Below are 12572 nucleotides of genomic sequence, written 5' to 3' on the forward strand. Positions count from 1 at the left end.
ACAGCATCTCCGAGAGCAATAGCATTTCAGAGAGCAACAGTATTTCAGAGAGCAACAGCATCTCCGAGAGCAACAGCATCTCAGAGAGCAACAGTATTTCAGAGAGCAACAGCATCTCAGAGAGCAACAGCATCTCCGAGAGCAACAGTATCTCAGAAAGCAATAGCATTTCAGAGAGCAACAGTATCTCAGAAAGCAACAGCATTTCAGAGAGTAACAGCATCTCAGAGAGCAACAGTATTTCCGAGAGCAACAGCATAAGCGAGAGCAACAGTATTTCCGAGAGCAACAGCATTTCAGAGAGCAACAGCATCTCAGAAAGCAATAGCATTTCAGAGAGCAATAGCATCTCCGAGAGCAACAGCATAAGCGAGAGCAACAGTATTTCAGAGAGCAACAGCATCTCAGAAAGCAACAGTATTTCAGAGAGCGAGAGTATCAGTGCAAGCATTAGCGAGTCTGAGGCTGGAAGCGTAACTCCTGTTGATCCAACTGATGGTGGAGACGATTCTGTATCCCCTTCAGATGATGTTGTTGCAGATGTGACACCTGTTGCGGCTCCCGGAGCAGTACTTGGAGCACAGAGAGCAGAAGATGGTGCAGCAGTTCTTGGAGCGCAGAGGCCTGTGGATGGCGCTGCAGTTCTCGGTGCAAGGAGAGGCGGAACCGGAGATGATACCAATGCGGCAGGCAGGGTAGCAACTATCGGAGCAGCAGCTATTGGTGCAGCAGCACTGGCAGCTTCCAGAAAAAAGGAAGAAGAGTAATTTAACAGTGTCACTAACCTAACCGTTTTAAAAAATTGGCAGGAGGCACATGCATTGGCATATGCCTCCTTGCTTTAATTAAGAGGAAGTCATTTGGCAGACATGAAAAGCATCAGGTTAAACAACAATAAGAGTACGTTGCCGGGTAAGTTTCTCTACACTCTGGCGGTGGTTTGCATATACCTTTTGGGCCGCAATGTTCCTTTGCCATGGATCGTTTCAGCCACGGAGAATTCAGTAGATTCCTTGTTTGCTTATACAGCCAGCATTCTTGGAACTGATGCCGGTCAAGGATCTATTTTTTCACTCGGTATCAGCCCTTATGTTACATCCATGATCATTATCCAGCTTTTATTCGCACTTTTCAGGAAGCCGGGAATTATCATTTCAAAGGTATTCATGCGCCGTATCACGCTGATAATAACTCTTTTTTTGGCAGTGATACAGTCTTTTTCCCTTCTGGGACAGCTCACCTTAAGAGAGGATGCATTTCCATATATGTGGCAGACAGCGGCTGCCACTGTTATAACTCTTATTGGTGGAACATTTGTTATAATATTCCTCAGTGAGTGTATTACTGAGAATGGACTGGCAGGAACTTCTGCACTTATTCTGGTAAACATCCTTACCACATTCATGCATAATTTGCTTTCATATTTTAATGAACCTCAATGGACTGATATAACTGATGAAACCGTAATTTTTTACGGCGTGCTTCCTGCAGTCTATGTGGTTTTCATTGTATTTTCCACTGTGCTTTTTGAACAATCTGAGTTCAGGATCCCTGTCTATCGGGTGATGATAAATAACAATCTTGCGGATGAGAATTATATCGCCATCAAGCTTAATCCTTCAGGTACGATGTCGGTAATGTTTGCCATGACCTTCTTTATGCTTCCGGGCTATTTTGTTGGAGCACTTATTAAAATATGGCAGGAACAACCTGTTCTTGTTGCCATTCAGAACGTCTTTAATCTTAACAATTATGTTGGGATCGCAATATATCTAATGATAGTGGTTCTTCTGAATTACAGTTTTTCTTTTATCATGCTGAATCCTTCCGAACTTTCAAAACAATTTATGGAGGGTGGTGACTGCATTGCAGGTCTGCGCCCCGGAAAAGAGACACTTAAGTATATAAAGAAATGTATAAGATTCTGTCTGGTTCCAAGCAGTATCATGCAGTGTGTGATCGTTGGGATCCCGCTTTTTATAAAAGCAGCAAACGGAAGTGATTCAAAAATATTTCAGATGCCTATTACCGTTATCATTCTTACGGGAATTTTACTGAAAGTCTTTGAAGAGATCCGGGTTATTAGAAATTTCCGCGATTATAAAGCTTTTTTGTGAGGTCTGAATTATGTATTATTTCGTACCATCCTGGTATGCCTCTGAGGAATCCTGGAAAATGCCTTCAAGGGTATGGTACAGGGTTGGCAAGGAGTCAGAGTTCGATGACACTGTAAACCATATAAGCATGTTCAAAAGCGGGGGAGTAGATGTGGGGATCATTTCCCTTGGATATGGCCCCCAAAGCAGATATTTCCTCCACAGGCAGGGAATATGGCCGATTGAGTACTGGAATGCGTTTGACCGTCTTCAAAGTGTTTCCGGCGATACACCCTGCACTTTTTCCTACAGGGATCTTAACTGGCCAGAGGATATTGAATGGGTGTATACACCCTTTATTGTAGCCGGGTATTTAGATGGGGAATTATATGCTGAGGTGGAGTTTGGTCAGCATGGAAACCTTCTTTTGATCAACCTTTTTTCAAAGGGTACAAAGTCCGCCACTATGTATATGGATGACAGAGGCTTTGTGTCCAGCATTATGAAATGGGACGAAGGAAAGCCTGTTGAGCAGGGCTTTTTTAACAAAAAAGGTCTGCTTCAGTTCTCAGTAAGTTATCCCGAAAAAAGTGTGGTGGTGGAACGGACAGCTGATTACAGGACAAGACAAAGAAAATATTCCTCCATAGATGATCTCCTGATGGAAGTTCTTGAGGAAAAAATGTCGCGGATTGACCGAAAAACAGATGTAGTACATATTGCAGCTGATGAGAGGCATGATCAGATGGTGATGGAGGCAGCCAAAGGCTGTATCATGGTTCTGTCTTTCTACGGTGAGCGATATGACATAGAGAAAAAGGAGCAGCTGAAAAAGGACGCCTTAGCCGCCAACCTTATCATAACCGACACTGAGAAGCTTGCTTCCAGGATAAAGGAGCAGACAGACATAAGCTCAGCCAGGATCATGGATATCTCACCCTTTGATACGAGACTTTCCCTGGGAAAGAGTCAGCAGATAAGAGAGCTGAAGGTCTTTTTCCCACAGGATGGGATGACAGAGCCCATCAGATCCAGAGGTATCATGCAGATGTTGTCTCTTCTGCAGGAGGATGAGAGAATAAAACTGATTGTTGGTACCAAGGATACCCAGGAATCAGCCATCACGAGACTCAGGGAGGAAATGAAGGAAAAGGCTGCCTCTCTGGAAGGAACAAAGATCTATGTCTATGATGAGGCAGATAAGGTTGTTCCCGGGGAGAATGATGTACAGGAAGAAGAAAAAAGAAGAGCCCCCCAGATATATGTTCAGCCCTACACAAACGAGTCAGATATCATGGCCATACTTAAAGATATCAGACTTATTGTGGATATAAGGGACAATCCGGATCAGTATATACAGATTGCGGGAATCTCGGTAGGGATACCCCAGATAAACTACCTTACAACCAGATATATCGATGATCAGAAGAACGGCTACATGATACATAACATCGCCCACCTCAAGGAGGCCATGAGCTATTATCTGGTGGGACTGGCCCACTGGAATGAGGCGCTGGTGTACTGTGTGAGCCAGGCTGAGAAGTATTCAGCCGATACATTGGTAGCTAAGATGAGAGAGCGGATAGAGAATGGATTATAATATCAATGTTCTTCATATAGGGAAAAAGGATACAAAGTCTGAATATATGCTTCCACCTGAGGTCACCTGGTTTCATGTGGATCCCTTGGAATGTACAGAAATTCCAGCCCGCATAAAAAATAAGGAGCTGCCCGTATTTGAAGTCATTCTTATGGAGCAGGAGATAAATGATCTGTATTACATGGAGAGTGCTATTAATCCATACTCTCTTGTTCTTTTCCGAGATAAGGACAGAGAATTAAGTTCTGCCTTTGAGGAGCTTATCAGACGTAAGATGGGCTTTGTCATTGATAAAGAAAGGTCAAATGACTTTATTGAGCATCTTCCACAGAAATTTTTCAGCGGACAGTACGGAGATAAACTTCATATTGATGAGGCAGATATATCGCGGCAGTTTGTAAAAGATATTGTTTTTGATGGAAACCGCAGCGTGAGCATGGAAGGTAACTTTGGAAAAAAATGGTCTTCGATTGTGTCCTTTAGATATAACGTCCCCCTGGATAAAGGACAGCCACTGGAACTGTGGCTAGAGTTTACCAAGGATGAATCGGTGGATCTGAGGATCGTTGTCAGGAGTATCAGAGCAGGAACTGCCAATGAACTTACATCAACCCGGATCTTTGAGGATGAGCTCAGAGATTTATGTGGTACCATGCTTCTTGAAGAGTATGAAGAAAATACCAGGTTGGCCTTTACACTTCAGGTCAGGGGCAAAGGAAGGATAAATGTAGGAAATCTCCATTACAGATACAGCCACCTGGGTTATGGCATTCTAATGACAGGAGGCGCAAAGAGGCAGGATAAATCTCGGGAGGAGATAATAAGCTTTTTTGACCCCATGGACAGAAAGCCTCCGCTCTGTGTTTACTTTTCAGGCTATAGGACTGCTGAAGGGTTTGAGGCATATTACATGATGAAGTCCTTCGGAGCTCCGTTTTTGCTGTTGGCAGATCCACGACTTGAGGGGGGAGCCTTTTATGTAGGCAGCAAAGAGTACGAGGAACAGATCGGGAAGATCATCAGGGACTGTCTTGACGAGCTTGGATTTGACGGTCGTCAGCTGATACTTTCCGGGATATCGATGGGATCAACGGGAGCCCTCTATTACAGTCCCAATTTTCTTCCCTATCAGGTCATAGTGGGCAAGCCCCTTACCAATCTGGGAAGTATTGCTTTTAATGAAAAATACCACAGGCCCGGAGAATTCCCCACATCACTGGATGTTCTAAGGTCTCTTACAGGTGGAGTCGGACAGGAGCACATTGTGAGGGCAGATAATTATTTTTGGGATAAGTTTGACAGCGGGGATTTTTCAGATACCAGATTTGCTATATCATATATGAGAGAGGATGATTATGATCGCACCGGATATGAGGATCTGGTAAGGCATCTTTCTTCCAAGGAAGTTACTATTTATGGCAAGGGAATGACCGGAAGACACAACGACAACACAAGCGGTGTGGTTGAATGGTTTAGAGCAAGGTATCTGAGGGTCTTAAGAGACGCTTTTAGCAGGAGCATTGATGAAAACTGATAATTCCGTAATTTATTCTATACGCTGGGACAATCTGGCCAAGGATACATACCTCTATGGCAGTGATGTGGCCTTTAACCCTGATGGATCGGTGAAGTTCAAAAATCCTCTGATGCCTCCCGGACAGATCATCAGAAAGTGGCAGTCGGATGTCAACTATCAGGCCACAAGGCATGAGCCACAGCTTCCTGTACTTGAAGAGGGGGAGCTGTATGAGGTAAGGATCTATGCCGGCTGTAAGCCTGAGGGGGGAGTGAAACTGCGGCTTAGGTTTTTTGACCGTCAGGGTGAGGCTGCAGGAACGGCGATCATTCACGATATGGTGGATGAGTTTAGCTGCCCCATGGTAGCGTCAAGCTATGAACTTGAGCTTATAAATGCAGGAGCCGGAGAGATTTTTTTTCATCATATTGAGATCCAAAAGAAATCCGGAGCTGATATGAATGTCAGGATCATCAATCCGAATACCACTTTATATGTGCTTATTCTGGAGACGACAGGGAGCAGCTACATATTTCCAGAGGACAGGATCCTTAACAGGTTCAGAAACCGTGTTATACTCACCTGTGAGGGAGCTGATGCCATTGAGCTTAACAGCTGTGTAACTGACAGACTGCCGCATAACATAGAACCACGGCACATTGTGGTAGTAGGGTATGGCAAGAGATCCAATGAGAGTGCTGCAAGATATGCGAAGGGGATAGGTTCCGGGGTGAAGCTCTGTACATACGGCTGTGCAGTAAAAGGGTTAAAAGCCGGTATAGAAAATATAGTGTACGATGAAAATGCCAACGAGAAAAAAGTTGTAGAGAACTCCCTTATGGATCCCATATGTGACAAGACAAACAGACTTATGAAGCTGCGGCTTAAGTAGCGATATATGAAGACGATAAAGGCATACAAAAAAATCCTGAATAAAATCAATAAACTCGCCCCTACGATGAAAGCCATGTCTGACAAGGAACTTAGCGGCATGACAGAGGGCTTTAAGGAAAGGCTTAAAAACGGCGAAAGTCTGGACAAGATCATGGTTGAGGCATATGCTGCAATACGTGAGGCTGCAGACAGAGTGCTGGGCATGTATCCGAGAGATGTTCAGATCATGGGCGCAATTGCGCTGCACCAGGGCAAGATTGCCGAGATGAAGACCGGAGAAGGCAAGACCCTTGTAGCTGCAATGCCCCTGTACTTAAACGCCTTGACGGGTAAGAGTACAATACTTGTGACCATGAACAATTACCTGGCATGTCGTGACGGAAAGCAGATGGGTGAGCTGTTTAAATTTATGGGCCTTACCACCAGGGTAGGAGTCAAGGAAGATATGGCAAAGTCCCTTACTTTGGACGAGAAGAAGGCAGCATATGGGGCTGATATACTGTACACTACCAACGGAACACTGGGCTTTGATTATCTGATGGAAAATCTGGGAGCAACCAAGAACGACAGGTTTTTAAGGCCTTTTTACTACGTCATTATTGATGAGGCAGATTCTGTGCTTTTGGACAGTGCCCAGACACCCCTTGTTATTTCAGGAGCACCGAGAGTTCTTTCAAACCTTTATGAGACAGCGGACTTTTTTGTAACCACCTTAAAGGAAGAGGACTATGAAGTAGACTTAAAGCAGAAAAAAGCATATCTTACCGATTCAGGCATAGACAAGGCACAGCTCTTTTACGGAAAAGACAATCTCTACTCCAAAGAAAATTTTGAGTTGGTAAGGCATATATTGCTGGCGCTGAGGGCGCGGATGCTCAATATGCCCCAGAGGGATTATATAGTAGATGACGGTAAGATCAAGCTCTTGGACAGCGGAACCGGCAGGATCATGGAGAACACCAAGCTGAGACTGGGACAGCACCAGGCCCTGGAGGCAAGGGAACACGTTACGATAACCCAGGAGACCAGAGCCATGGCCTCTATTACCTTTCAGGCATTTTTTAACATGTTTCCCAAGCTGGCGGGAATGTCCGGAACGGCTTCTGATGATACAGCAGAGTTTATTGATATATATGGTCTTGATGTGGTAAAGATCCCCACCTTCAAGCCGGTATGCAGAAAAGATTTTAGTAATATCTGTTTTTACAAAAGAAAAGACCAGATCAGTGCTGCTCTGGACGAGACCATTAAAATCCATGAGATGGGGCGGCCGGTGCTGCTTATTACCGATGCCATTGATGTGTGTGAACAGTGCTCTGAGAGACTTTTACGAGAAGGAATTCCACACAATGTGCTCAATGCCTACAACGTGGTAAAAGAGGCTGAGATCATAAAAGAAGCAGGGCGGAAAGGCGCCGTGACCATTGCAACTTCCGTTGCCGGCAGGGGTACTGATATACGGCTTGGTGAAGGCGTTAATGAGATGGGTGGCCTTGCTGTGATCGGCATCGGAATATCCGGCAATCTCAGGTCAGAGAAACAGGCAAGAGGCCGTGCCGGCAGACAGGGTGACAACGGAAGCAGTGTTTTTTACACGTCACTGGAAGATCAGCTGGTGCAGGACTTTGGCCCGGAGAAGCTGCAGGAGATTTCAGAAAAAGGTACTGGCCGCATAAAGTCAGCATGGCTGGCAAGGCAGATCCGCAAGGCGCAGAAAAGCAGCGAGCTTGCAGGAAGAGATGCAAGGAAAGCTACCACCAACTTTGCTGAGAGCGCCAAGGTACAAAGAGACCTTATATATTCCATGAGAAATAATATAATAGATATGGAAGGCATGGACACAGAGTATCTTCTTGGCATACAGGAACATGTAATTGACCGATTTCTTGAAAAGTACAAAACAATGCCCACGGTAGCCGAGGTGGTGCGTTTTATACTGGATCATGTATGCTATGATCTTAGGTCAAAGCCCGATGATGGTGATATGCAGAGCAAAAAAAGCTTAAAAAAATATCTTATGGACATTTCAAGAGAGAGGCTGGATACTCAGAAACAGCTCCTTAAGAGCGATGCAAGTATAGCATATTTTTTTAAGATAATGACTCTGAAAGCGTTGGATGACTGCTGGATTGAGCAGGTTGACTATATGCAGCAGCTCAGGATGACTGTCAGCGGAAGGGCATATGCCCAGAGAAATGTCATGTTTGAATATCACAAGGAGGCTCATGCTTCTTTCCTTAGAATGGTTGAGAACGTTAAGGAGAGTATGATGCGCAATATTCTTCTGGGTGAGATCCAGATAAGCAAAGACGGCAAAAAGAGGGTTGTCAATCCATAAAATACGGGAGCAGGAAAAATGACTGTTTACAACATTAATCAGGGAATTGGCTGGGCCAGCAGCGGTGTTGAATATGCCCAGTCCTACAGGGGAAAGATATTCAGAAAGCTGGGTGTCCCCGCGAGATTTGTCTTTACGGATATGATCAGAGGCGATAATATCCAGGAGATGGCGCAGGCACTGGATTTTACAGATGACGAGGTGATCTGGCTTTACCGCTTTTATACGGATTTTACAAATGAACCCTGTTCCCTCAGTGAAGAAGAGGTTGCAGCCACTTTTCCGGAAGGGGAATACAAGGTAAATGAACTAACCGGTGGTAAAAAGCAGTATGTCTATGGCAAGGCCAACAGGTTTATAACTGTTTATTTTTCAAAGAATAATCCGGATAAGGTATCCAAGGTGGAAATTGTTGATTCAGGATATCTTATTCGGACGGATTATTATACTTCCGGGAAAACTTTCTCCGAGTACTGTGCGCCTTTTGGCGGACAGGCCAGGGTATACATGCGCAGGTTCTTTAACAGGGATGGCTCCACAGCCTTTGAAGAATATCTGAACTACACTGTGCATAAGGACCTGAGAGAAAAGAGCAGTATTTACAGGTTTCCTGACCGCATTTTTTACTCCAAGATGGAGCTGGCGGAGGATTTCATGAAAAGGCTTCCTCTTGAGGACGGCGATATCATCATTGCTGACAGGACAACCCTTATGGGACAGGCTATTTTCAAATATAGAGGGAACCACAGGCTGGGTATTGTAATCCATGCAGAGCACTACAATGCGGGATCTACCGATGATGATAATATCCTCTGGAATAATTTTTACGAATTTCCTTTTCATCACTGTGATGAGGTTGACTTTTTTATCACATCGACAAAAAAGCAGAAGGAAAATCTGGAGAGGCAGTTTGAGAAGTATTTTAACAAAAAGCCCAGAATTGTGGATATTCCTGTTGGCAGTATCGATAAGCTAAAGCGCCCAAGTAAGGACAGAAAGCCCCATTCCCTGTGCAGTGTATCCCGCCTGGCATCTGAAAAGCATGTAGACTGGGTGGTAAGAGCTGTGATCGAGGCAAGGAAAAAGGTTCCGGATCTGTCCCTTGATATATTCGGAAAGGGCGGCGAAGAGAGAAAACTCAGGGAACTTATCAGTGAAAATCATGCCGATGATTATATAAGGCTGATGGGCCATCACAAGATGGATGAGTATTACAGGAATTACAGCGGATATATTTCAGGCTCCACCAGTGAGGGCTTTGGTCTTTCACTTATGGAGGCTGTGGGTTCCGGACTTCCCATGATAGGCCTTGATGTGCCCTATGGCAATCAGACCTTCATAGAGGATGGTAAAAACGGATATCTGATACCATACTGCGAGGAGGATGCCATTAACAGCAATGAGCTCATCGGGGAGTTTGCCGACAGGATAGACAGGCTCTTTACCGAGGACCATGTATCGGAGTTTTCCATGTATTCATACATGATCGCTTCTCAGTTTTTGACCGACAAAGTTGAAGAGAAAATGAAGACGCTTCTGGAGGAACTATGATAATCCTTACTGACCTGATAAATACTTATTCAAACAGACTGATAGAATCTCTGAAGAGCTGCGACATAGATTGTCCTGCCATCGCCATCACCTACGATGGGTTTCTGCCTGATGGAGTTGAGTCGCCATACAGCTACTATGTGGGAGACAATGAGGCAGAGGGTAAGCCTCTTTATTTCGGCCGTATTGACCTGCCCTGCCATCAGGAGATCAAGGCTCAGGGCGGTACTGCCATAGTCTATGAACAAAACAAAGTCAGATCGAAGGTATATTATTCTGAGCCCAAGGAAAAAAGATACATCAAGATAGTTGATCAGATTGATGAGTCGGGGAAAGTTCGCTGGTCGGATCATTACAACCGCTATGGAAGGTGCTTTGCAAGAACTGTTTTAGACAGCGATGAGAAAAGGCTCTTCAAATACTATTTTGACCGTGACGGGAAAGAGAAGATATCCGAGAACATTGTCACAGGTCACATTATGCTTAAAAATAACGGTCGGGATGTGATCTTTAAAAACAGGACTGATTTTGTAATTTATTATCTTAAAGACAGAGGCTTTGATCTGGATAGGATCCTTTATAATTCTCTTTCAACCCCGTTTTTTGTGTCTGAAAAACTGGGGAAAGAGGGCGAGAATGGAAACGATGTTCTCTTTTGGCAGGAGAGCATAAAGGATGATATTCCGCTGAACATGAAGTCAATTTTTGATAATAAGGACTCCAGGACAAAAAAGATAGCTGTCATGTACAGGTCTGTATTTGAACGTATGGACAAGCTGCCTTTGGATAAGGAAAAGTTCTCGCTTCTTGGCTACCATTACGATTTTGAAAAGGAAAACACAGGAAAAAAGGAGGCGGCGGTATTTACCAATTCAGATGAAATTGAGAATCTTGAAGATATAGTTAAGACTTTGCCTGGTTTTGTTTTCCATGTGGCTGCGGTTACTGAGATGAGCAGCAAGCTCATGGCACTGGATAGCTATGAAAATGTAAAGCTTTATCCCAATGTTCGAAACAAAAAAGCAGAAGAGCTGTTTGACAACTGCGATTTTCTCCTTGATATCAACAGAGGCAAGGAGATACTGGGGGCGGTAGAAAAAGGCTTTTTGCACAATCATCTGATCCTGGCTTTTGATGATGTTCTGCACAATGAACAGCTTGTGGCAGAGGAACTGCGGTTTAAGGCAGGTGATCACACTGCGCTTTCAGATGCTTTAAGGAAGGCTGCTGAAGATGAGGCTTACAGAAACAGGCTCATTACCATTCAGCATGAACATGCAATGAGCGAAACAAAAGAACGCTATGAAGCATTTATTCAATAAAAATAATCCCTCTTTGGATTTTTTATTTCCAAAGAGGGTTATTTATTTGATAATTTTAATTCAAAATACTATTTTTTTTATCTGTTGTTTATAGCTTATAATTCCTGCATTCATTATGATTAAGTTATAAGAAACATATAATTTGAGGGATATTTTAGCTTATCATGCTGAAAACCAAGGAAAAATCCTACAAACTAAAGAGCTTTGTGGCCATACAGCACAGTTTTGACGGAAAAAAAGAAAATAGTCACGTTCATACCGTAGAAATAAACTGTACTATAAAGACCATGGAGGACATCATCGACTATAAGATGGCAGAAGGCCTTATAGAGAGCTGCATCCATAAGTATGAGAATAAATATCTAAATGATTTTGATGATTTTAGAGAAGATGCAACTATAGAGCACTTTGGAGAGGTGTTGTGTGGAGAAATTGATGATGAGCTTAGCCAAAATGGATACAGCATGAACAGGTTTGAAATAGGTGAAACACCGCTTAGAGTTTATGTAATAACAGACGAGCTTAGAGATTAAAAGGGAAAAGAAATGAAAAAGAAATTTTGTAAGATCGTAGCAATAATACTTGCATCAAGTATGATGAGCATGACAGTATTTGCGGCTGAGGATGCGACATTTTCGAATGCAAACACTAACGAAAATACCACGACTCCTGCATCTGAAAATTCAGGCTCTGATAATTCGGGATCGGGAAGTTCTGATCAAGGCGGCCAATCTACATCAGGTGATTCGCAGTCGGCGGACGGTCAGACTGACCCAGGCACTAGTACAGGAGACGGAACGCAGGAGACTTCAGGTAATGCGGAACAGGGAAGTAGTGGAACAGTTTCCCCTGATGGAAATCAGGGTTCTACTACTTCTGAGGGAAGCAAAGGCTCAACAACTCCTTCTGGTTCAGAGGGAAGCAAAGGCTCAACAACTCCTTCTGGTTCAGAGGGAAGCGAAGGAGAAACTATTCCTGGAACAACGCCTGCTGCCTCTGAAGGTGATAGTACTGGTAATGATGGAAAGGCTCCTTCTTCAGAAACAGGTTCTTCTGAGAATGCCTCGACAGCAGGAACGTCTTCATCTGAGACTGGAGATGAATCTTCTGAAGGTGAAAGAAGAGAACCTGAAATTCAGTCAGAGAGCTGGTCAAATGGTGCGATAGAAGATGTGATGGGGGTCAAGGCAGTTACTGATGGACAGACAGTAACTATTTCCTATAAGACTAAGAGCACTAATGAGTGGGAACATAC

At 43.9% G+C, this 12572-nt stretch carries 9 protein-coding genes and 1 pseudogene; all 10 read left to right on the forward strand.

Annotated features, from left to right (window positions below):
• On the forward strand, nucleotides 1-767 hold a 767-nt coding region (locus tag J6I68_RS09215), incomplete at its 5' end, for a hypothetical protein (RefSeq protein WP_292219853.1).
• A 102-nt stretch (nucleotides 768-869) separates the two neighbouring features.
• The gene (locus tag J6I68_RS09220) at nucleotides 870-2117 is read left to right on the forward strand and encodes a hypothetical protein (RefSeq protein ID WP_292219864.1); all 1248 of its coding nucleotides are present in this window, start codon (nucleotides 870-872) and stop codon (nucleotides 2115-2117) included.
• A gap of 10 nt (nucleotides 2118-2127) precedes the next feature.
• On the forward strand, nucleotides 2128-3696 hold the full coding sequence (gene asp1, locus J6I68_RS09225; RefSeq protein WP_292219854.1) for an accessory Sec system protein Asp1: 1569 nt from the start codon (nucleotides 2128-2130) through the stop codon (nucleotides 3694-3696).
• The gene (asp2, locus tag J6I68_RS09230) at nucleotides 3686-5230 is read left to right on the forward strand and encodes an accessory Sec system protein Asp2 (RefSeq protein WP_292219855.1); all 1545 of its coding nucleotides are present in this window, start codon (nucleotides 3686-3688) and stop codon (nucleotides 5228-5230) included. The genes asp1 and asp2 overlap by 11 nt, the downstream gene beginning before the upstream one ends.
• Nucleotides 5220-6104: an accessory Sec system protein Asp3 gene (asp3, locus tag J6I68_RS09235; RefSeq protein WP_292219857.1), complete on the forward strand. Its 885-nt coding sequence runs from the start codon at nucleotides 5220-5222 to the stop codon at nucleotides 6102-6104. The genes asp2 and asp3 overlap by 11 nt, the downstream gene beginning before the upstream one ends.
• A 6-nt stretch (nucleotides 6105-6110) precedes the next feature.
• Nucleotides 6111-8444 carry an accessory Sec system translocase SecA2 gene (gene secA2, locus J6I68_RS09240; RefSeq protein WP_292219859.1) on the forward strand — a complete coding sequence of 778 codons (2334 nt, stop codon included), beginning with the start codon at nucleotides 6111-6113 and terminating at the stop codon, nucleotides 8442-8444.
• An 18-nt stretch (nucleotides 8445-8462) separates the two neighbouring features.
• Nucleotides 8463-9995, forward strand: coding sequence for an accessory Sec system glycosyltransferase GtfA (gtfA, locus tag J6I68_RS09245; RefSeq protein ID WP_292219860.1), 1533 nt, complete (start codon nucleotides 8463-8465; stop codon nucleotides 9993-9995).
• Entirely contained in the window at nucleotides 9992-11317 is a 1326-nt protein-coding gene (gene gtfB / locus J6I68_RS09250; protein WP_292219861.1) for an accessory Sec system glycosylation chaperone GtfB, read from the forward strand. Before gtfA ends, gtfB begins: the two co-directional genes overlap by 4 nt.
• Before the next feature lie 164 nt (nucleotides 11318-11481).
• Complete coding sequence (locus J6I68_RS09255; protein WP_292219862.1) at nucleotides 11482-11850, forward strand: 6-carboxytetrahydropterin synthase; 369 nt, start codon at nucleotides 11482-11484, stop codon at nucleotides 11848-11850.
• A gap of 12 nt (nucleotides 11851-11862) precedes the next feature.
• Nucleotides 11863-12572: pseudogene (locus J6I68_RS09260) on the forward strand (hypothetical protein); the annotation flags it as partial.

This window comes from Butyrivibrio sp. (genome assembly GCF_017940685.1).
Taxonomy (GTDB): Bacteria; Bacillota; Clostridia; order Lachnospirales; family Lachnospiraceae; genus Butyrivibrio.